Raw genomic sequence first — 22,933 nt, forward strand, 5'->3', positions numbered from 1 at the left:
AAAATTCTGTTATAATGGCTATATTAGAAAATTTCGAGGAGACAAACATGACAGTTAAAATTGCTTTACTAGGATTTGGTACCGTTGCAAGTGGTGTGCCTTTCCTCCTAAAGGAAAATGGAGAAAAAATCAATCAATCAGCACATTCAGAGATTGAAGTTGCTAAGGTATTGGTCAAGGATGAAGATGAAAAGAACCGCTTGCTTGCAGCAGGGAATGACTTTAACTTTGTAACCAATGTGGATGATATTTTGTCAGATCAAGACATTACGATCGTAGTGGAATTGATGGGTCGTATCGAACCTGCTAAGACCTTTATCACTCGTGCCTTGGAGGCTGGCAAACACGTTGTTACTGCTAACAAGGACCTTTTGGCTGTCCATGGTGCAGAACTGTTAGAAATCGCTAAAGCTAACAAGGTAGCACTTTACTATGAAGCAGCAGTAGCTGGTGGGATTCCAATTCTTCGTACTTTGGCAAATTCCTTGGCTTCTGACAAAATTACGCGCGTGCTTGGAGTAGTCAACGGAACGTCCAACTTCATGATGACCAAGATGGTCGAAGAAGGCTGGTCTTATGATGATGCTCTTGCGGAAGCGCAACGTCTAGGATTTGCAGAAAGTGACCCTACAAATGACGTAGATGGGATTGATGCAGCCTACAAGATGGTGATTTTGAGCCAATTTGCCTTTGGCATGAAGGTTGCCTTCGATGACGTAGCCCACAAGGGAATTCGTAACATCACACCAGAAGATGTAGCTGTAGCTCAAGAGCTTGGTTATGTAGTGAAATTGGTTGGTTCTATCGAGGAAACTCCTTCAGGGATTGCTGCAGAAGTAACTCCAACCTTCCTACCTAAATCACACCCACTTGCTAGTGTGAATGGCGTAATGAACGCTGTCTTTGTAGAATCTATTGGTATCGGTGAGTCTATGTACTATGGACCAGGTGCTGGTCAAAAACCAACTGCAACAAGTGTTGTGGCGGATATTGTCCGTATCGTTCGTCGCTTGAATGATGGAACAATTGGAAAAGACTTCAACGAATACAGCCGTGACTTGGTCTTGGCAAATCCTGAGGATGTTAAAGCAAACTACTATTTCTCAATCTTGGCTCCAGACTCAAAAGGTCAGGTCTTGAAATTGGCTGAGATTTTCAACGCTCAAGATATTTCCTTCAAGCAAATTCTCCAAGATGGCAAAGAAGGTGATAAGGCGCGTGTCGTTATCATCACACATAAGATTAATAAAGCCCAGCTTGAAAATGTTTCAGCTGAATTGAAGAAGGTTTCAGAATTCGACCTCTTGAATACATTCAAGGTGCTAGGAGAATAAGATGAAGATTATCGTACCTGCAACCAGTGCCAATATCGGGCCAGGTTTTGACTCGGTCGGTGTAGCTGTAACCAAGTATCTTCAAATTGAGGTCTGCGAAGAACGAGATGAGTGGTTGATTGAACACCAGATTGGCAAATGGATTCCACATGACGAGCGTAATCTCTTGCTCAAAATTGCTTTGCAAATTGTACCGGACTTGCAACCAAGACGCTTGAAAATGACCAGTGATGTTCCCTTGGCGCGTGGTTTGGGTTCTTCTAGCTCGGTTATCGTTGCTGGGATTGAGCTAGCCAACCAACTGGGTCAGCTCAACTTGTCAGACCATGAAAAATTGCAGTTGGCGACTAAGATTGAAGGACATCCTGACAATGTGGCTCCAGCAATCTATGGTAATCTCGTTATTGCAAGCTCTGTTGATGGACAAGTTTCTGCTATTGTAGCAGACTTTCCAGAGTGTGATTTCCTAGCCTACATTCCAAACTATGAATTGCGTACTCGAGACAGCCGTGGTGTATTGCCTAAGAAATTGTCTTACAAAGAAGCTGTTGCTGCCAGTTCTATCGCCAATGTGGTGGTTGCAGCCTTGTTGGCAGGAGACATGGTGACCGCTGGGCAAGCAATCGAGGGAGACCTCTTCCATGAGCGCTATCGTCAGGACTTGGTAAGAGAATTTGCGACGATTAAGCAAGTGGCTAAAGAAAATGGTGCCTATGCAACCTATCTCTCTGGTGCTGGACCGACAGTTATGGTCTTGGCTTCTCATGACAAGATGCCGAAGATTAAAGCTGAATTGGAAAAGCAACCCTTCAAAGGAAAACTGCATGGCTTGAAAGTTGATACCCAAGGTGTCCGTGTCGAAGCAAAATAAAGAATAGAAGACAGGATGGGGAAACCACTTGACCAGAGGGCTTCCTATCCTTTTTTTGAAAAGAAGTTTATACTCAATGAAAATCAAAGAGCAAACTAGGAAGCTAGCCGCAGGTTGCTCAAAACAGCGTTTTGAGGTTGTGGATAGAACTGACGAAGTTAGCTCAAAATACTATTTTGAGGTTGCAGATGTAAGCTGACGTGGTTTGAAGAGATTTTCGAGGAGTATTAGTTAAAAACTTGATAAAGGAGAAATAAAGATGGCAGAAATTTATCTAGCAGGCGGTTGTTTTTGGGGCCTAGAGGAGTATTTTTCCCGCATTTCTGGAGTGCTAGCAACCAGTGTTGGCTACGCTAATGGACAAGTCGAAACGACCAATTACCAGCTGCTCAAGGAAACAGACCATGCAGAAACGGTTCAAGTAATTTACGATGAGAAGGCAGTGTCACTCAGAGAGATTTTGCTTTATTATTTCCGTGTCATCGACCCTTTATCTATCAATCAACAAGGGAATGACCGTGGTCGCCAATATCGAACTGGGATTTATTACCAAGATGAAGCAGATTTGCCAGCTATCTACACTGTGGTGCAGGAGCAGGAACGCATGCTGGGTCGAAAGATTGCAGTAGAGGTGGAGAAACTTCGCCACTATATCTTAGCTGAAGATTACCACCAAGACTATCTTAAGAAAAATCCTTCAGGTTACTGTCATATCGATGTGGCGGATGCTGAGAAGCCATTGATTGATGCAGCAAACTATGAAAAACCTAGTCAAGAAATGTTGAAGGACAGTTTATCAGAAGAGTCCTATCGTGTCACCCAAGAAGCTGCTACAGAGGCTCCATTTAGCAATGCCTATGACCAAACCTTTGAAGAAGGGATTTATGTAGACATCACGACGGGTGAGCCACTCTTTTTTGCCAAGGATAAGTTTGCTTCAGGATGTGGTTGGCCAAGTTTTAGCCGTCCGATTTCTAAGGAATTGATTCACTACTACAAGGATTTGAGCCATGGAATGGAGCGAATAGAAGTTCGTTCTCGGTCAGGCAATGCTCACTTGGGGCATGTTTTCACAGATGGCCCTCGGGAGTTAGGTGGTCTCCGTTACTGTATTAATTCGGCTTCCTTGCGTTTTGTAGCCAAGGATGAGATGGAAGAGGCAGGATATGGCTATTTATTGCCTTACTTAAACAAATAAAACAGAGATGGTGGGCGATTCCCACTTTCTTTATTTCTAGTATACGAATAGAAGGGATTTATGAAACACTTATTATCTTACTTCAAACCCTACATCAAGGAATCAATTTTAGCCCCCTTGTTCAAGCTGTTAGAAGCTGTTTTTGAGCTCTTGGTTCCCATGGTGATTGCTGGAATTGTTGACCAATCCTTGCCTCAGAGAAATCAAGGACATCTTTGGATGCAGATTGGTCTGCTCCTTATCTTTGCAGTGATTGGCGTTGTAGTGGCCTTGATAGCTCAGTTTTACTCAGCCAAGGCAGCGGTAGGATTTGCCAAAGAACTGACAGACGACCTCTATCGTCATATTCTTTCATTGCCTAAGGACAGCAGAGACCGTTTGACAACTTCGAGCTTGGTGACTCGCTTGACTTCGGACACCTACCAGATTCAGACTGGTATCAATCAATTCCTGCGTCTCTTTTTGCGAGCACCAATTATCGTTTTTGGAGCTATCTTTATGGCCTATCGAATCTCAACTGAGTTGACTCTCTGGTTTTTAGTCATGGTTGTCATTTTGACCATTATCATTGTAGGCCTCTCTCGACTGGTCAATCCTCTCTACAGCAGTTTCAGAATGAAAACGGACCAATTGGTTCAAGAAACGCGCCAGCAATTACAAGGGATGCGAGTTATTCGTGCTTTTGGGCAAGAAAAACGAGAGTTACAGATTTTTCAAATCCTTAACCAAGTCTATGCTAGATTACAAGAGAAAACTGGTTTCTGGTCTAGTTTATTAACACCTTTGACCTATCTGATTGTCAATGGAACTCTTCTCGTTATCATCTGGCAAGGCTATATTTCTATACAAGGAGGCTTACTCAGTCAAGGTGCTCTTATTGCCCTCATCAACTATCTCCTACAGATTTTGGTGGAATTGGTCAAGCTAGCTATGCTGATAAATTCCCTAAACCAGTCCTATATCTCTGCTAAGCGAATCGAGGAAGTCTTTGCTGAAGCTCCAGAAAATATCCATTTAGAATTAGAACAAAAGCAAACTACTAGTAATCAGGTTTTACAAGTTCAAGGACTGACCTTTACCTATCCTGATGCGGCCCAGCCTTCTCTGAGAGATATTTCCTTTGACCTGACTCAAGGGAAAATCCTTGGTATTATTGGGGGAACGGGTTCTGGTAAATCAAGCTTGGTACAACTCATCCTTGGACTTTATCCAGCAGATAAGGGAAGCATTGACCTTTATCGAGATGGATCTAGTCCTCGTAATTTGGAGGAGTGGCGGTCTTGGATTGCCTATGTGCCCCAAAAGGTTGAACTCTTTAAGGGAACTATTCGTTCCAACTTGACTCTAGGTTTAGATCAAGAAGTAACTGACCGAGAACTATGGCAGGCCTTGGAAATTGCACAAGCCAAGGATTTTGTTAGTGAAAAGGAAGGGCTCTTAGATACCCTAGTTGAGGCAGGAGGACGAAATTTCTCAGGTGGACAAAAACAAAGGTTGTCGATCGCTCGAGCAGTCTTGCGCCAAGCTCCATTTCTCATCCTAGATGATGCGACCTCGGCCCTCGACACCATTACTGAGTCCAAGCTCTTGAAAGCTATCCGAGAAAACTTACCAAATACAAGCTTAATCTTGATTTCTCAACGAACCTCGACTTTACAGATGGCTGACCAGATTCTCCTCTTGGAAAAAGGTGAGCTTCTAGCTATCGGCAAGCATGAGGACTTGATGAAGTCCAGTCAAGTCTATCGTGAAATCAACGCATCCCAACATGGAAAGGAGGACTAGCATGAGACGACAAACTGCAAACCAGACGTTCATACGTTTGGCCAAAGATTTAGCAAGCCATCCTTTCCTCCTTTTCTTAGCCTTTCTAGGAACTATTGCTCAGGTTGGTTTATCAATCTACCTACCTATCTTGATTGGGCAGGTCATCGACCAAGTCCTAGTGACTGGTTCATCATCAGTTTTTTGGCACATTTTCATTCAGATGATTTTGGTGGTCATAGGAAATACTCTCGTTCAATGGGTCAATCCTCTCCTCTATAATCGCCTAATCTTCTCTTATACTAGAAACTTGCGAGAGCGAATCATCCATAAGCTCCATCGTTTACCGATTTCTTTTGTAGATCGGCAAGGCAGTGGAGAAATGGTCAGTCGTGTAACCACGGATATAGAACAGTTAGCAGTTGGCTTGACCATGATTTTTAACCAATTTTTCATTGGCGTCTTGATGATTTTGGTTAGTATTCTAGCCATGCTCCAAATTCATCTCCTCATGACCCTCTTAGTCTTGCTGTTGACGCCACTATCTATGGTAATCTCACGCTTTATTGCTAAACGCTCCTATCATCTATTTCAGAAGCAAACAGAGACGAGGGGAATTCAGACCCAGTTGATTGAAGAATCGCTTAGCCAACAGACGATTATCCAGTCTTTTAATGCTCAAACAGAGTTTATCCAAAGGCTGCGTGAGGCTAATGACAACTACTCAAGCTACTCTCAGTCAGCCATCTTTTATTCTTCAACGGTCAATCCTTCGACTCGCTTTGTTAATGCGCTCATTTATGCTCTTCTAGCTGGAGTAGGAGCTTATCGTATCATGATGGGGTCTACCTTGACCATCGGGCGTTTAGTGACCTTTTTGAACTATGTCCAACAGTACACCAAACCCTTTAACGATATTTCTTCAGTTTTAGCCGAATTGCAAAGTGCCTTGGCATGTGCAGAGCGTGTTTATGCTGTCTTAGAAAGTCCTGAAGTGGTTGAAACAGGTAAGGAAGTCTTGACCAGTGACCAGGTTAAGGGAGCAATTTCCTTTAAACAGGTCTCTTTTGGTTACAATCCTGAAAAGATTTTGATTAAGGATTTATCTATTGACATCCCAGCTGGTAGCAAGGTGGCTATTGTTGGCCCGACAGGTGCCGGAAAATCAACGCTTATCAATCTTCTTATGCGTTTTTATCCCATTAATTCAGGAGATATCTTGCTGGACGGGAAATCCATTTATGATTATAGTCGTGCCTCTCTTCGACAGCAGTTTGGAATGGTGCTTCAAGAAACCTGGCTCAAGCAAGGGACCATTCATGACAATATTGCTTTTGGAAATCCTGATGCCAGTAGGGAGCAGGTGATTGCTGCTGCCAAAGCAGCCAATGCAGACTTTTTCATCCAACAGTTGCCACAGGGATATGATACAAAGCTAGAAAATGCAGGTGAATCTCTCTCTGCCGGTCAGGCTCAACTTTTGACCATTGCGCGTGTCTTTCTGGCTATTCCAAAGATTCTTATCTTAGACGAGGCGACTTCTTCTATCGATACACGGACAGAAGTGCTGGTTCAGGATGCCTTTGCTAAGCTCATGAAGGGGCGCACAAGTTTTATCATCGCCCACCGTTTGTCAACCATTCAAGATGCGGATCTGATTCTAGTCTTGGTGGATGGTGACATCGTTGAGTATGGCAATCATCAGAATCTCATGACTCGAAAGGGCAAGTATTACCAAATGCAACAAGCTGCAGCTTTTAGCTCTGACTAATCCTTTCTACTTTGAAATCTTATGGACAAAAAAAGTTGCCTTCGGGTGACTTTTTTGTTACAATAGCTAGAAAAATTGTTCACTTTAAATTGTCTTTTAGAAAAGGAGCCTAGTATGAAAGTCTTTCAGCATGTAAATATCGTGACTTGTGATCAAGATTTCCATGTCTATATAGATGGAATCTTAGCTGTTAAGGATTCTCAAATCGTGTATATCGGTCAAGAGAAGTCAGAGATTTTAGAGCAAGCTGAGCAGATTATAGACTATCAGGGAGCCTGGATCATGCCTGGTTTGGTTAATTGTCACACTCATTCTGCTATGACAGGTTTGAGGGGGATTCGAGATGATAGCAATCTTCATGAATGGCTCAATGACTATATCTGGCCAGCAGAAGCTGAGTTTACTCCCGACATGACTACCAAGGCGGTCAAAGAAGCTCTGACAGAGATGCTCCAGTCAGGAACAACAACCTTTAATGATATGTATAATCCCAATGGTGTGGATATTGAGCGGATTTATCAGGCAGTGAAAGATTCTAAGATGCGTTGTTATTTCTCACCGACCCTCTTTTCTTCAGAGGCAGAAACAACTACTGAGACCATTACTAGAACACGAGGCATCATCGAGGAAATCTTAGGATATGAAAATCCAAATTTCAAGGTTATGGTAGCTCCTCACTCTCCTTACAGCTGTAGTAGAGATTTGCTGGAAACGAGCTTAGATATGGCGAAAGAACTGAATATTCCAATCCATATCCATGTTGCGGAGACCAAGGAGGAATCAGGCATTATCCTGAAACGATACGGTAAACGTCCACTCGCCTTTCTAGAAGAACTGGGTTACTTAGAGCATCCGTCTGTCTTTGCTCACGGGGTCGAATTAAACGAGCGAGAAATTGAACGTTTATCAACCTCTCAAGTGGCTATCGCCCACAATCCTATCAGTAATCTCAAACTGGCCTCAGGAATTGCTCCAATTATCCAACTCCAAAAAGCAGGTGTAGCAGTCGGAATTGCGACTGACTCGGTTGCTTCCAATAATAATCTAGATATGTTTGAGGAAGGACGGACAGCCGCACTACTACAGAAAATGAAGAGCGGAGATGCTAGCCAATTTCCAATCGAAACAGCTCTTAAGGCACTGACAATCGAAGGGGCTAAGGTCCTAGGAATGGAAGAACAGATAGGAAGTCTGGAAGTTGGCAAGCAAGCAGATTTTCTGGTTATTCAACCACAGGGAAAAATTCATCTCCAACCCAAAGAAAATATGCTATCTCACCTGGTTTATGCTGTTAAATCCAGTGATGTAGATGATGTTTATATCGCCGGAGAACAGGTTGTGAAGCAAGGCCGAGTCCTGACAGTAGAACTGTAAAAGAACAATCACGAAAAATTTTAAAAAAAGTTTGCAAAAATCTTGCATTCTTTTTTTGACTATGCTATACTTATATACGGTTTGAAAAAACTGCCTAAGACAGTAGGGGAGCTCGACTCATAAGTATCCTACCGAGGACAAAACGTATCATGTAAAAAGAAGCGTATTGTACTTTCGTGTCTAGGTTTGGGCGCGTTTTTCTTTTGGAAAAATTCCCCAAGCAAAATAATAACGGAGGTGAACACACTAATGAGTGAAGCAATTATTGCTAAAAAAGCGGAACTAGTTGACGTAGTAGCTGAAAAAATGAAAGCTGCTGCATCTATCGTCGTTGTAGACGCTCGTGGTTTGACAGTTGAGCAAGATACAGTTCTTCGTCGTGAGCTTCGTGGAAGCGAAGTTGAGTATAAAGTGATTAAAAACTCAATCTTGCGTCGTGCAGCTGAAAAAGCTGGTCTTGAAGATCTTGCATCAGTATTTGTTGGACCATCTGCAGTAGCATTTTCTAACGAAGATGTTATCGCACCAGCGAAAATCTTGAACGATTTTGCTAAAAACGCTGAAGCACTTGAAATCAAAGGTGGTGCAATCGAAGGCGCTGTCGCATCTAAAGAAGAGATCCTTGCTCTTGCAACTCTTCCAAACCGCGAAGGACTTCTTTCTATGCTCCTTTCTGTACTTCAAGCGCCAGTGCGCAACGTTGCTCTTGCAGTCAAAGCGGTTGCAGACAACAAAGAAGACGCAGCTTAATCTTAAGCTACGCAGCGTAGCCTAGCTACGAAAAATCTATTATAAATTTAAAACATATTTGGAGGAAATAACAATGGCATTGAACATTGAAAACATTATTGCTGAAATTAAAGAAGCTTCAATCCTTGAATTGAACGACCTTGTAAAAGCTATCGAAGAAGAATTTGGTGTAACTGCAGCTGCTCCTGTAGCTGTTGCTGCAGCTGGTGCTGCTGACGCTGGTGCTGCTAAAGATTCATTCGACGTTGAATTGACATCTGCAGGCGACAAAAAAGTTGGCGTTATCAAAGTTGTACGTGAAATCACTGGTCTTGGTCTTAAAGAAGCTAAAGAACTTGTTGATGGTGCACCAGCACTTGTTAAAGAAGGCGTTGCAACTGCAGAAGCTGAAGAAATCAAAGCTAAATTGGAAGAAGCTGGAGCTTCAGTTACTCTTAAATAATAGAGTAACTACATTAGTAGCTTAAAAACATGATTAAACCGCTATTCTTGGGAGTAGCGGTTTTCTTTTTATATAGTTGTTCAGGAAAGCAATAATTTTTGTATAATTGGTTTACTACTCTAAATTAATGTAGTACAAGAGTTTGTTAATTAAACTATACCTTATGGTTTTGACTAGTGTGATATAATTATGTTGAAATACTTATCTGGAAAGGTTTTTATAATGAGTTTAAGAAATAAAATTGAGCAACATATTAAAGAGCTAGAGGGAGGGAAGTTTCAAAAACTAGGTGACGCGTACCTAAGTAGAAAATACAATTTTAATATTGTTTCATTAGGCTCACAGGAAGGAACAGATAAAACAACTAAAGGGATCCCAGATTCTTACGCTGACGAAGATGGTAAATATGTTTATATTATGTATGGCACCCATAAGTCTGTAATATCTAAATTAGAAGGAGACATTCAGTCAGTTAAGAAAAAAATTTTAGAGGAAAATATTGCTGAAGATAAAGTTGGGAGGCTTATTTGTTGTCATACTTCTTCAAATATAACAATTAAACAAAAAGAAGATCTAGAAAAAATGGCTGAACCTTATCAGCTAGAATTGATTGGAATTAATGAAATTGCTAATGATCTTACAAAGATAGATTTTCAATATTTAGCAAAGGAGTATCTATCAATCAGTGAATCTACAGAGCAAGTTTGGTCTATCAATGACTTCATAAGAATTCATGATGAGAGTAAAACTAATGCACCTATATCAAATGACTATATTGGAGATGTAAGTGAAATTATAAATACCATTAAATCAAGTGAAAAACGAATCTTCTTAATATCTGCTAAGCCTGGAACAGGGAAAACTAGATTTGCAATTGAAATTTGCTCTTTGCTTGACCGAAATAAGTATAACATTATTTGTGTCAAGAGCAATAATCAGGATATTTACCAAGATGTAAAACGCAATCTAAATTTACACAAAGAAAATATTGTTTTTATTGATGATGTTAATACTACACAAAATTATATTTCTACACTTGGGCTACTGAACACGACTAGTAATATTCGGTTTATTCTTACGGTACGTGATTATGCTAAAAAAGATGTAATCAATAATGTTAAAGTTTATGGGTACAATAATATTGAGCCAGAACTTATAAAAGATGATAATTTTAAGGAATTACTCAATCAATTCTCTCGAAACGATTTCACCAATAAAGAAATTGAACATATAAAAACGATATCTAAAAGCAATCCGCGTATTGCAGTCATTGCAGCGAAGTTATCTAGCTCTAGGGATTTGACTAATTTTAATGACGAGACTGATATTTTAAAAGATTACTATGAAGAAATTTTAAATAAAAATAACATTATTTATGCAGAACAAAAGACTTTATTTATTTTATCTTACTTAAAAAAGATTAGGCTGGAAAGTTTAGAAGAGAACCAGGAATTCAAAAAATTACTAAAAATAACTGATATAACAAATACTGACTTTAAGAGTGCAGTGGAGAAGCTTCACGAGAGAGAGTTGTGTAATATTTATAACGACAAAATTGTAAAGATAGCAGATCAATCATTAGATGATTATATAGTTATCAAGTTTTTAATTAACAAGAAAATATCAATTTTAGAAATTTTACATGAGTTATATCCAGTAAATGATCAAAGAGTTGTTCAAATACTAAATCAATGTTCCAATTTTATTAGGAAAGAGAGTGATGTAGAAAGCGTTTCTGATGCAGTTAAATCATATTATTACAATGAAAGTAATTTTGAAAGTTATGAACTTAAAGAAAAGTTTTTAATACAATTTGGAGTATTACTTCCTTTAGAAGCAATTTCACACGTTAAAAATAAAATTGATAATATAGAGTCTCAGGCTTATACAAAGACTAATTTTATTAATCAGAAGGATAAAAAGGAATCTATTGAGGATTCAGTTTTAAATATTGTATTTGTAACTACACGGACAAAATATTGTAGTCAAATTCTCCAATTATTGTTAAAGTACTTTGATAAAAATCCTAATAAAATTTCTGAGGTTTATAGTATTCTTGAAGCAAACTACGGGTTGGTTACAGAAAGAGAATATATTGATTATACCTTGGCTGAAAATACCATTTCTGAACTTGCTAATCTTGATTTGACAAAAAGTTATAACCAAGAATTAATCGTGACAATTTTGAAGCAGTATATTAAAATTGAAATCGAAAGAACAGAAGCTCATGAAGAGACATTTACTTTTGGGCGCTATAAAGTCCCGGATAGTGAAAAATTAAAACAGTATCATAGAAGTATACTAAAACTTTTAGCGAATTTGTATAATATAGGGAGTTGTGAAACTAGATTTTATATTGAGAAAATGCTATATGATTACAGAAGAAAAATTTTGACCTATTCAGAAAGTCATCGTAATACTATCCTTGGAGATTTGAGAAATATTAGGAAATTATTTTTTAATGACATTAAAAACTTATCTATGATTGGAGAAAAAATAGTTTATTCTTTGCATAAAGCTGAAGTGAAAGAAAACTTACCGATTGTTTTTGATGATTATATAATTTCTGACAGACAAAAAATATATAATAATTTAACAAATCCTAACCATGCTTGGTTTTATGATGCTGCTGAAATTAAACTACAACAAATTGCAAATAGCTATTCAAATGTTTGGCTTAAAATTTTTAATTTTGCAAATCAATTCAAACATAGCTTATTTATGAATGACAATAACATTGAGCTAGTACTATTCAATATGTTTTTACTATCAAAAAATGATAAAAAGATTAAATTTCTAAATTATATGTTTAAATCAAACTATCATTTTGTAAATAGGAATCCGATTAGTTTTTTAGAAAATATTGAGGAAAGTTCAATGCAGTCTGTTATTGCTTCCTCTCCAGAATCAGAAAAATATGAATGGCAACTTGCTTATTTAACACAACTTGAAAACGTTAAAAATGAAGATATACAAACATTAAAGAGTATTCTAGAAGCTAATTCTTTACCATGTTATTTTACAATTTTAAATTTTGAGAGATTGATTTTGAAAGATCCTAGTTTAAAAGAGTTGTTAATACAAAAAGCTGGGAATACAAATTTTGTTATTTCTGATTTTATAAGAGAAGAAGAGGTGCCAAAATTAATAAATCTAATTGGAGTAAAAGAGTTGAAGTTTTGGTATTTAATAAATTTAGAAAATTGTCAGAATCACAGCTATAATCTTTTTCAAAAATTAGGTGAAAAAGATGTTAATTTTTCGGTAGAAGTCTTGAAGAAAATTGATGAATTGAGAATAGGTCATTCTAATTCAGAATACATGGTAGTACATTCTATAAATGAATTTAGAGATAAGAAAGAAATTTATAAAAAGTTTATCCGTTTTGCAATAAATAGGCCATATTACTACTACAACAATATGATTGATGATATTATAAAAAATGACAGTCAGATCATATTAGAAATACTGGAGGAAACAAATAATGAGCAATCTGCAATTAGATTGGTCAATCTAGGTGTAGAATTTTTAGAAAACAACAATCAAAAACTAATACTATTTAATCTTCTCAGAGCTAAAGGATTTGGTAAGAATTCATTCCAAGAAATACATTTTACTCCCTATTCACATTTTTATACTGGTAGTCATGTTCCAGTGTTGGAATTAGAAAAAGAACTCCTAGAAAGAATTAAAAAGATATTTGAAACTGATATAGACTACATTAACTTGCTACTGTACTTGAATAAACTAATTGATTGCAAGCGAAAAGCTATTGAAAGAGAATTGGAAAAAGAGTTTTAAATTTTAATTTATATTTCTTACTTTTTAAGGTGCCAGATATAATAAATAAAATCTACTGTTTTATAACAAAATATTAGGTTTGAGTTATGAATTGTGGGAAATGATAATCTATAGTAGAGTAGTTTTATTGTCTTTTCAAAAATAGACAATAAATATATTAAAAACATTAGCCTATATAAAGAAAAAGGTAGAATTCTATATTTTTGCATAAAGGATATTAGAATCTTAAATTTTAGGAATTGAAAAAACTGGCTACCCGTCTGGGTAGTCAGTTTCCGTAATTTGTTTTTTTATACCACGCCTTGTGCAATCATGGCATTTGCCACATTTTCAAAGGCAGCAATGTTAGCTCCTGCAAGGTAGTCTTTATCAAGACCATATGTTTCTGAAGTTGTTTTAGCTGTGTTAAAGATGTTGGTCATGATGTCTTTGAGACGTCCATCAACTTCTTCACGAGTCCATGAGAGGCGAAGGCTGTTTTGGCTCATTTCAAGGGCTGAAACGGCTACACCACCAGCGTTGGCAGCTTTGGCAGGTCCGTAGAAGATACCATTTTCTTTGTAAACTTTGATGGCATCAAGGTCGCTTGGCATGTTGGCACCTTCAGATACACAGATAACGCCTTGAGCAACCAAACGTTTAGCTGCTTCACCGTTGATTTCGTTTTGGGTCGCACATGGAAGAGCGATATCGTAGTTACCAGCGTAAGTCCATACAGAACCTTCATGATAAGTAGCAGTTGCTTTCTCAGCTGCATACTCAGTCAAACGAGCGCGACGTTTTTCTTTAACATCAACCAAAAGATCGAAGTCGATACCATTTTCATCGATGACATAGCCGTTTGAGTCAGATACAGAGATTACAGTAGCACCAAGTTCAGTTGCTTTTTGAAGAGCGTATTGAGCAACGTTACCAGAACCTGAAATAACCACTTTCTTACCAGCAAAGCTGTTACCGTTAGCTTTGAGCATTTCTTCAGTGTAGTAAACCAAACCGTAACCAGTTGCTTCTGGACGAATCAAGCTACCACCAAACCCAAGAGGTTTACCAGTCAAGACACCAGCATCAAATTGGTTAAGGCGTTTGTATTGACCGTAAAGGTAACCAATCTCACGTCCACCAACACCGATATCACCAGCAGGTACATCAAGTGATGGTCCGATGTGTTTTTGTAATTCAGTCATGAAGCTTTGGCAGAAGCGCATTACTTCAGCATCTGTTTTACCTTTAGGATCGAAGTCTGATCCACCTTTACCTCCACCGATAGGAAGTCCAGTCAAGACATTTTTAAAGATTTGTTCAAATCCGAGGAATTTCAAAATCCCTTGGTTTACAGTTGGGTGGAAACGAAGTCCGCCTTTATATGGTCCAACAGCTGAGTTGAATTGAACACGGTAGCCGCGGTTTACTTGAACTTTTCCATCACGGTCAACCCAAGGAACACGGAAAGAAATCACGCGCTCAGGCTCAGTAATACGTGCCAAGATATTTTCTTCGATATACTCAGGGTGTTTTTCAAATACAGGTTCCAAAGTGTTGAAAAATTCTTCAACAGCTTGGAGGAATTCAGCCTCGTGCCCATTACGAGCTTTTACAGTTTCAAACACGCTTTGGATATATTCTTTAGCAGATGTCATATCGTTCTCCTTAAATTCTAATTTAATTATGTGTGTCATTATAGCAGAATTTTTTTTAACTGTAAAGAGAAAAACAAAAATTTTCTAAAAATTCTTTCAATTTGATTTTTGGGGTTGTTTGAAATTGGAATTTTTTGAAAGTGGATAAAAAACGAACATTTTTCTTATAAATGACTTTCTTAAAGAGAAAAGCTGAAAATATGGTATAATATTAGCAATAAAAGGAATCTGGAGGATTAGAATCATGGTATCAACGAAAACACAAATTGCTGGTTTTGAGTTTGACAATTGTTTGATGAATGCAGCAGGTGTGACTTGTATGACGATAGCAGAGTTAGAAGGGGTTAAAAAGTCAGTGGCAGGAACCTTTGTCACTAAGACAGCGACCTTGGACTTTCGTCAGGGGAATCCTGAGCCACGCTACCAAGATGTTCCACTTGGTTCTATCAACTCTATGGGCTTGCCGAATAATGGCTTAGACTATTATTTGGACTATCTTTTGGATTTGCAAGAAAAAGAGCCAAATAGAACTTTCTTCTTATCTGTAGTCGGCATGTCTCCAGAGGAAACCCATACTATCTTGAAAAAGGTCCAAGAGAGTGAGTTTCGTGGTCTGACTGAACTAAACCTCTCCTGTCCAAATGTTCCAGGTAAACCTCAGATTGCCTATGATTTTGAGACAACTGACCGGATTTTGGCAGAGGTATTTGCCTATTTTACCAAACCTTTAGGAATTAAATTGCCACCATATTTTGATATTGTTCACTTTGACCAAGCGGCAGCTATTTTCAATAAGTATCCTCTTAAGTTTGTAAACTGCGTCAACTCTATCGGAAACGGCCTTTATATAGAAGATGAGTCTGTCGTTATTCGTCCTAAAAATGGTTTCGGTGGCATCGGTGGAGAGTATATCAAACCGACTGCTCTAGCTAATGTTCATGCCTTTTATCAACGCTTAAATCCTCAAATTCAAATCATTGGAACAGGTGGCGTGTTGACTGGTCGTGATGCCTTTGAACATATTCTCTGTGGAGCGAGTATGGTACAGGTAGGAACCACCCTTCACAAAGAAGGAGTTGGTGCTTTTGAACGTATTACTAATGAACTGAAAGCAATCATGGATGAAAAAGGTTACGAAAGCCTAGAAGATTTCCGTGGGAAATTGCGCTATATTGATTAAATTCATTAAAAAATCAGAAGAAAGGAGAGAAGATGCTAGCCATTGAAGAAAGTCAGAAGTTGACTTTATCAAATTTACCTAGCCTGAGCCTATTTACAGGGACAGACCAGGGTCAGTTTGAAGTTATGAAGAGTCAAGTATTGAAACAGATTGGTTATGATTCTGCTGACCTCAACTTTGCCTACTTTGATATGAAAGAAGTAGTTTACAAAGATGTAGAACTGGAGTTGGTCAGCCTTCCTTTCTTTGCTGATGAGAAAATCGTGATATTGGATCATTTTGTCGATATCACGACTGCTAAAAAGCGCTTTTTAACAGATGATGAGCTCAAGTCGTTCGAAGAATACCTTGATAACCCTTCACCAACAACCAAGTTGCTAATCTTTGCAGAAGGAAAACTGGATAGCAAAAGGCGGTTGGTTAAATTACTTAAGCGTGATGCTAAGGTCTTTGATGCAGTAGAAGCCAAAGAACAAGAATTGCGCCAGTATTTCCAAAAGTGGAGTCAGAAACAAGGTCTGCAGTTTGCCAATCATTCTTTTGAAAATCTCCTCGTCAAGTCGGGGTTTCAATTTAGCGAAATTCAGAAAAATCTCCTCTTTTTACAGTCCTATAAGGCAGATTCTATTATCGAGGAAGAGGATATTGTCAACGCTATTCCTAAGACCTTACAGGACAATATTTTTGATTTAACTCAGTTTATTCTGACTAAAAAGATGGACCAGGCGCGCGATTTGGTTAGAGATTTGACCTTGCAAGGGGAAGATGAAATCAAGTTGATTGCAGTCATGCTAGGACAATTTCGGACTTTTACTCAGGTGAAAATTTTGGCGGAGTCTGGGCAAACAGAAGCGCAGATTGCAAGTAGTTTAGGTAGCTTTCTCGGACGCAATCCCAATCCCTATCAAATCAAGTTTGCGTTGAGGGATTCAAGAGGACTTTCATTGAGCTTTTTGAAGCAAGCTATTTCCTATTTGATTGAGACAGATTATCAGATTAAGACAGGTCTTTATGAAAAAGGTTTCCTTTTTGAAAAGGCACTCTTACAGATCGCTAGTCAGGTCAATTGACATTTTTTTGAAACTACAACCCGCGTCAGGATTATCTTGTCGTGGGTTTCTTGATGATTTACTTGTTTTATTAGAAAGTATCTCAGTGATTTCCTTTTCTATAAGCAAAAAACTTGAAAAAAGTGAATGTTTGTGTTATCATTTTCATATAGAAAGAAAAAGAGGTCTTACAGATGGCTATTATCTTACCAGATCTTCCATATGCATACGACGCTTTGGAACCATACATCGATGCGGAAACAATGCACTTGCACCATGACAAACACCATCAAACTTATGTCAACAATGCCAATGCAGCTCTAGAAAAACACCCTGAAATCGGTGAAGATCTTGAAGCCTTGCTTGCTGATGTAGAATCTATTCCAGCTGATATCCGTCAAGCACTTATCAACAACGGTGGTGGACACTTGAACCACGCTCTTTTCTGGGAATTGATGACTCCTGAGAAAACAGCTCCTTCAGCAGAACTTGCAGCAGCAATCGATGCAACATTTGGTTCATTTGAAGAATTCCAAGCAGCCTTCACTGCAGCAGCAACAACTCGTTTTGGTTCTGGCTGGGCATGGTTGGTTGTCAACAAAGAAGGGAAGCTTGAAGTGACTTCAACAGCGAACCAAGACACACCAATCTCAGAAGGTAAAAAACCAATCTTGGGCTTGGACGTTTGGGAACATGCTTACTATGTGAAATACCGCAACGTGCGTCCTGACTACATCAAAGCTTTCTTCTCAGTAATCAACTGGAACAAAGTAGATGAATTGTACGCAGCTGCTAAATAATGATAGTTGGAGGGAAGAATTGTTCTTCTCTTTTTAAGGTTATATTATTCTGGTCTGACAAAATCGTCAGACTTTTTTCATTTTTATGAGAAACGTGCTAACTGCTAGAAATTATGGTAGAATAAGGTATTAAGTAATCGTGGAAAAAGGATATCTATGCGAAAAGAAATTGCACCTGAATTATACAACTATAACAAGTTTCCTGGTCCTGAGTTCCATTTACATGGGGACAAGGTCGAAACGGAAGGGATAGCTTTTTCCTTGGTGGAAAATATCAAGGAAGCCTTTGATGTGACGACTTTTAATCAGCGTTTTTCAGAAGTCTTAACCAAGTTTGATTATATCGTGGGAGACTGGAGCAACGAACAGCTTCGCCTACGAGGTTTTTATAAGGATGACCGAACAGAAGAAAAACTTGAAAAAATCAGTCGTTTACAAGACTACCTTTTAGAGTATTGTAGTTATGGTTGTGCCTATTTTGTCCTAGAAAATGAAGCCCCTAAGCGAGCATCATTTGACAAGAAAATGCGTAAGAAGGAAGAAGAAACACCTTCTAGAAAAGGAAAGAAGCCGACTCAAACCAAACGAAAACCGAATTCAGATAAGAAAAATAGACGTCGTCAGAAAGACCAGCATTCTCAGAAAGAGGACAAGGGACAACGTCATTTTGTCATTCGTCAGAAGTGAGTAGAGAATAAGGAGAAGAAATGAAACCGTCAATTTATAGTTTAACACGTCAAACCATGCAGGAATGGGTTTTGGAGCAGGGAGAAAAGAAATTCCGTGCAGACCAAATCTGGGAATGGCTTTACCGTAAACGTGTCCAGTCATTTGAAGAAATGACCAACCTTTCTAAGGATTTGATTGCTAAGCTTAATGACCAGTTTGTGGTCAATCCCTTGAAACAACGTATCGTTCAAGAGTCTGCTGATGGGACAGTTAAATATCTTTTTGAATTGCCAGATGGTATGTTGATTGAGACAGTACTCATGCGTCAACACTACGGTTTATCTGTCTGTGTGACGACTCAGGTCGGATGTAATATCGGTTGTACCTTCTGTGCTTCTGGTTTGATTAAGAAACAACGTGACCTCAATAACGGTGAAATCGTAGCGCAAATCATGCTGGTTCAGAAATACTTTGATGAGCGTGGTCAGGATGAACGCGTCAGCCATATCGTTGTCATGGGAATTGGTGAGCCCTTTGATAACTACAACAATGTCTTGAATTTCGTTCGTACTATCAACGATGACAAGGGAATGGCCATCGGTGCTCGTCATATTACGGTTTCAACCTCAGGTTTGGCCCATAAAATTCGTGACTTTGCTAATGAAGGCGTACAGGTCAATCTTGCAGTTTCCCTTCACGCACCTAACAATGAATTGCGTTCAAGCATCATGAAGATTAACCGTGCCTTTCCGATTGAAAAACTCTTTGCTGCTATTGAGTATTATATCGAAACAACAAACCGTCGTGTGACCTTTGAATACATCATGCTCAATGAAGTCAATGACGGTGTAGAACAAGCCTTGGAATTGGCTGAATTGCTCAAGAACATCAAGAAATTGTCTTATGTAAACTTGATTCCTTATAACCCAGTTAGTGAGCATGACCAATATAGCCGTAGTCCTAAAGAGCGCGTCCTGGCCTTCTATGATACGCTTAAGAAAAAAGGGGTCAACTGTGTTGTTCGTCAAGAGCATGGTACTGATATTGATGCAGCTTGTGGACAATTGCGTTCTAATACAATGAAACGTGACCGCCAGAAAGCAGTCGCAGCAGTCAACCCTTAATGATGAAGAAAACTTATAATCATGTTTTGGTCTGGGGAGTCATTTTCTATAGCATTTGCATTGTCTATTTTTGCTTTACTCCTCAAGAACAATCTCCCGTGGGGGTGGAAACTCCAGGTATTCAGCATCTTGGACGCCTGGTTTTTCTTTTGACTCCTTTCAATTCTTTCTGGAAACTGGGCGAAGTGAGTGACATAGGACAATTATGTTGGATTTTTCTACAAAATATCCTCAATGTCTTCTTGCTTTTTCCTCTGATTTTCCACCTCCTTTATCTCCTTCCAAACTTGCGTAAAACAAAAAAGGTCCTTCTTTTCAGTTTTCTAGTGAGTCTTGGAATCGAGTGTACGCAGTTAGTCTTGGACTTTTTCTTTGATTTTAATCGCGTCTTTGAAATTGATGATTTGTGGACCAATACCTTGGGTGGCTATTTGGCTTGGCTCCTCTATAAACGATTACATAAAAACAAGATAAGGAATTAAAATGAGTATTTTAGAAGTTAAAAATCTGAGTCACGGTTTTGGTGACCGTGCAATTTTTGAAGATGTGTCCTTCCGTCTTCTCAAAGGAGAACATATCGGTCTGGTCGGTGCTAATGGTGAAGGGAAATCAACCTTTATGAGCATCGTGACTGGTAAGATGTTGCCAGATGAAGGGAAGGTTGAGTGGTCTAAATATGTGACTGCTGGTTACTTGGACCAACATTCTGTCTTGGAAGAAGGTCAGTCTGTTCGCGATGTTCTCCGTACGGCCTTTGATGAGCTTTTCAAAGCGGAAGCTCGTATCAATGACCTTTATATGGAAATGGCTGAAGACGGAGCGGATGTTGATGCTCTCATGGAAGAAGTGGGAGAACTCCAAGACCGTTTGGAGAGTCGTGATTTCTATACCTTAGATGCTAAGATTGACGAAGTAGCGCGTGCCCTTGGTGTCATGGACTTTGGCATGGATACGGATGTAACTTCTTTGTCAGGTGGGCAAAGAACCAAGGTGCTTTTGGCAAAACTTCTCCTTGAAAAGCCTGATATCTTACTTTTGGATGAGCCGACCAACTACTTGGATGCTGAGCATATTGATTGGCTCAAGCGCTATCTCCAAAACTATGAGAATGCCTTTGTTCTTATTTCACACGATATTCCATTCCTAAATGACGTTATCAATATTGTCTACCATGTGGAAAATCAACAGCTGACGCGTTATTCTGGTGACTACTACCAGTTCCAAGAAGTCTATGCTATGAAGAAATCTCAGCTAGAGGCTGCCTACGAACGTCAGCAGAAAGAGATTGCGGACCTTAAAGATTTTGTCGCACGAAACAAAGCGCGTGTTGCAACGCGAAACATGGCCATGTCTCGCCAGAAGAAATTGGATAAGATGGATATTATCGAACTCCAAAGTGAGAAACCAAAGCCATCCTTTGATTTCAAACCAGCTCGTACACCAGGCCGCTTTATCTTCCAAGCCAAGGACTTGCAAATCGGTTATGACCGACCTCTTACGAAGCCCTTAAACCTTACCTTTGAACGCAATCAAAAGGTTGCCATTATTGGTGCTAATGGTATCGGGAAAACAACTCTCTTGAAGAGTCTTTTGGGTATTATTCCACCAATCGCTGGGGAAGTGGAGCGTGGAGATTATCTAGAACTTGGCTACTTTGAACAAGAGGTAGAAGGTGGAAATCGTCAAACACCACTAGAGGCTGTCTGGAATGCTTTTCCTGCACTTAACCAAGCAGAAGTCCGTGCAGCCCTTGCCCGTTGTGGTTTGACAACCAAGCATATTGAAAGTCAAATTCAGGTTCTGTCAGGTGGGGAACAAGCCAAGGTACGCTTCTGTCTCCTGATGAATCGTGAAAACAACGTTTTAGTGTTGGACGAGCCGACCAACCACTTGGATGTGGATGCCAAGGATGAACTTAAACGTGCTCTCAAAGAATACAAGGGATCTATCCTTATGGTCTGCCACGAACCAGACTTCTATGAAGGCTGGATGGACCAAATATGGGATTTTAATAATCTAACTTAAAAATAAGGATAAAAGAAATACAGTACCGAAAGTGGGTACTGTATTTTTTGTTTTTAAGATTTAAAATCGTAGTCTTTCACCACTTCGATGCTTTCGATTGTAATAGCAGTAGTTGGCTTGTCTTTTTCATCTTTTTCGGCTTTAGCAATTTTATCTACAACGTCCATACCATCAATCACTTGACCAAAGACTGGGTGTTTGCCATCTAGACTAGGATTTCCCCCTTCTTTGTAGGCTTCGATGATTTTCTTTGGATACTTGCTTGTAGGGAGTTTAGCAGAGGTATCTGTAGAGTTTTGGTTGATGAAGAACTGACTGCCATTGGTGTTTGGTTGACCAGTATTAGCCATAGAAAGAGCACCACGGATGTTATAGAGATAAGGAGTAATCTCGTTCTTGAAACCAGTTCCCTTGTCTTTAGTCTTATCCTTGTCATGCCAGATAGACTGACCACCTGTACCGTCCCCTTTTGGATCTCCAGTTTGGACCATAAAGCCATCGATGACACGGTGGAAGGTAATGCCGTTATAGTAGCCTTCTTTGGCATGAGTGAGGAAGTTTTCAACCGCTAGAGGAGCGAGTTTAGGGAAGAGTTTAATGCGAATATCACCTTGGCTTGTGTGGAGAATCACTTCGGCTTCATCTTCAGCAACTTCTTTAGATAGTTGTGGGAAATTGGCGTTTTCGTTTGTCAAAGCATCGTTTAACTCCTTGGCAGATTGGGCAGCTGCTTTGGAACTTTCTTCAGTAGCAAGACTGGAATCAACATAGTCATCACCACGTAGACTGCGTTGGATGCTGCTACATCCAGCTAGAGCTACAGTGGATAGTAAAAGAAGGGTTGCTAGTTTTTTCATTCTGTTCCTCTCAAAAATCTATTTCTACCATTGTACCCTAAAAGGAAGTGGATTTCAAATATTAGTGACAAGACAGTTTAAGAGGAAGCCAACCCAAAATCACTTGATTAGAGATTCTTCTTTGGATGACGGTCGATAATATCCTTGCATTGTTTCAGTATCTGCTCCCCCTTTGGAGTCAATTTGTATCCACGATTGCCAATTCCTCTTCTGAAAAGTTGTCATGAAGAGCTTGACTTGGTGATCTTTATAAAATGTTTCTAAAAAAGGATTCATGACATTCTCTT

At 39.2% G+C, this 22,933-nt stretch carries 18 protein-coding genes and 1 other annotated feature; of the genes, 16 read left to right on the top strand and 2 right to left on the bottom strand.

What is annotated here, in order from left to right; translation table 11 throughout:
• The first annotated feature begins 47 nt into the window (after positions 1-47).
• From NMM26_RS03620 to NMM26_RS03660, 9 genes are all read left to right on the top strand, one after another.
• Complete coding sequence (locus tag NMM26_RS03620) at positions 48-1,334, top strand: homoserine dehydrogenase (RefSeq protein WP_254753723.1); 1,287 nt, start codon at positions 48-50, stop codon at positions 1,332-1,334.
• 1 nt (position 1,335) lies between these two features.
• Positions 1,336-2,205 carry a homoserine kinase gene (gene thrB / locus NMM26_RS03625; protein WP_254753722.1) on the top strand — a complete coding sequence of 290 codons (870 nt, stop codon included), beginning with the start codon at positions 1,336-1,338 and terminating at the stop codon, positions 2,203-2,205.
• Between the two features lie 259 nt (positions 2,206-2,464).
• The gene (gene msrB / locus NMM26_RS03630) at positions 2,465-3,403 is read left to right on the top strand and encodes a peptide-methionine (R)-S-oxide reductase MsrB (protein ID WP_000818180.1); all 939 of its coding nucleotides are present in this window, start codon (positions 2,465-2,467) and stop codon (positions 3,401-3,403) included.
• 60 nt (positions 3,404-3,463) lie between these two features.
• A complete protein-coding gene (locus NMM26_RS03635; protein WP_000681727.1) occupies positions 3,464-5,188 on the top strand; it encodes an ABC transporter ATP-binding protein in 1,725 nt (574 codons plus the stop codon).
• A 1-nt stretch (position 5,189) separates the two neighbouring features.
• Positions 5,190-6,938, top strand: a complete 1,749-nt coding sequence (locus tag NMM26_RS03640; protein WP_001254274.1) for an ABC transporter ATP-binding protein — start codon at positions 5,190-5,192, stop codon at positions 6,936-6,938.
• Positions 6,939-7,052: 114 nt separating this feature from the next.
• Entirely contained in the window at positions 7,053-8,312 is a 1,260-nt protein-coding gene (locus NMM26_RS03645) for a TRZ/ATZ family protein (RefSeq protein ID WP_000862482.1), read from the top strand.
• A 75-nt stretch (positions 8,313-8,387) separates the two neighbouring features.
• Positions 8,388-8,523, top strand: a sequence feature (ribosomal protein L10 leader region).
• Between the two features lie 38 nt (positions 8,524-8,561).
• Positions 8,562-9,062 (top strand): 50S ribosomal protein L10, encoded by a 501-nt coding sequence (rplJ, locus tag NMM26_RS03650; RefSeq protein WP_001287273.1) that lies wholly within the window; start codon positions 8,562-8,564, stop codon positions 9,060-9,062.
• A 73-nt stretch (positions 9,063-9,135) separates the two neighbouring features.
• The gene (gene rplL, locus NMM26_RS03655) at positions 9,136-9,504 is read left to right on the top strand and encodes a 50S ribosomal protein L7/L12 (RefSeq protein ID WP_001196965.1); all 369 of its coding nucleotides are present in this window, start codon (positions 9,136-9,138) and stop codon (positions 9,502-9,504) included.
• Positions 9,505-9,726: 222 nt separating this feature from the next.
• Complete coding sequence (locus tag NMM26_RS03660; RefSeq protein ID WP_254753721.1) at positions 9,727-13,305, top strand: ATP-binding protein; 3,579 nt, start codon at positions 9,727-9,729, stop codon at positions 13,303-13,305.
• 290 nt (positions 13,306-13,595) lie between these two features.
• Here NMM26_RS03660 and gdhA read toward each other — a convergent pair whose 3' ends face one another.
• The gene (gene gdhA, locus NMM26_RS03665) at positions 13,596-14,942 is read right to left on the bottom strand and encodes an NADP-specific glutamate dehydrogenase (RefSeq protein WP_000199533.1); all 1,347 of its coding nucleotides are present in this window, start codon (positions 14,940-14,942) and stop codon (positions 13,596-13,598) included.
• A 244-nt stretch (positions 14,943-15,186) separates the two neighbouring features.
• Here gdhA and NMM26_RS03670 point away from each other — a divergent pair, with 244 nt between their 5' ends.
• From NMM26_RS03670 to NMM26_RS03700, 7 genes are all read left to right on the top strand, one after another.
• Entirely contained in the window at positions 15,187-16,122 is a 936-nt protein-coding gene (locus NMM26_RS03670) for a dihydroorotate oxidase (protein WP_000255189.1), read from the top strand.
• 32 nt (positions 16,123-16,154) lie between these two features.
• Positions 16,155-17,192, top strand: a complete 1,038-nt coding sequence (holA, locus tag NMM26_RS03675; protein ID WP_000879649.1) for a DNA polymerase III subunit delta — start codon at positions 16,155-16,157, stop codon at positions 17,190-17,192.
• 173 nt (positions 17,193-17,365) lie between these two features.
• Entirely contained in the window at positions 17,366-17,971 is a 606-nt protein-coding gene (gene sodA, locus NMM26_RS03680) for a superoxide dismutase SodA (RefSeq protein WP_000974733.1), read from the top strand.
• Between the two features lie 156 nt (positions 17,972-18,127).
• The gene (locus NMM26_RS03685) at positions 18,128-18,658 is read left to right on the top strand and encodes a YutD family protein (RefSeq protein ID WP_001224355.1); all 531 of its coding nucleotides are present in this window, start codon (positions 18,128-18,130) and stop codon (positions 18,656-18,658) included.
• A 20-nt stretch (positions 18,659-18,678) separates the two neighbouring features.
• A complete protein-coding gene (gene rlmN, locus NMM26_RS03690; RefSeq protein ID WP_000804760.1) occupies positions 18,679-19,764 on the top strand; it encodes a 23S rRNA (adenine(2503)-C(2))-methyltransferase RlmN in 1,086 nt (361 codons plus the stop codon).
• Positions 19,764-20,246: a VanZ family protein gene (locus NMM26_RS03695; protein ID WP_000976724.1), complete on the top strand. Its 483-nt coding sequence runs from the start codon at positions 19,764-19,766 to the stop codon at positions 20,244-20,246. Before rlmN ends, NMM26_RS03695 begins: the two co-directional genes overlap by 1 nt.
• A 1-nt stretch (position 20,247) precedes the next feature.
• Positions 20,248-21,789 (top strand): ABC-F family ATP-binding cassette domain-containing protein, encoded by a 1,542-nt coding sequence (locus NMM26_RS03700; protein ID WP_000025406.1) that lies wholly within the window; start codon positions 20,248-20,250, stop codon positions 21,787-21,789.
• A 53-nt stretch (positions 21,790-21,842) separates the two neighbouring features.
• Here the strand turns inward: NMM26_RS03700 and NMM26_RS03705 are convergent, their stop codons facing one another.
• On the bottom strand, positions 21,843-22,646 hold the full coding sequence (locus NMM26_RS03705) for a peptidylprolyl isomerase (protein WP_000731914.1): 804 nt from the start codon (positions 22,644-22,646) through the stop codon (positions 21,843-21,845).
• Positions 22,647-22,933 lie beyond the last annotated feature (287 nt).

The organism is Streptococcus sp. CF7_Ac1-8, assembly GCF_024295435.1.
Taxonomy (GTDB): Bacteria; Bacillota; Bacilli; order Lactobacillales; family Streptococcaceae; genus Streptococcus; species Streptococcus mitis_AP.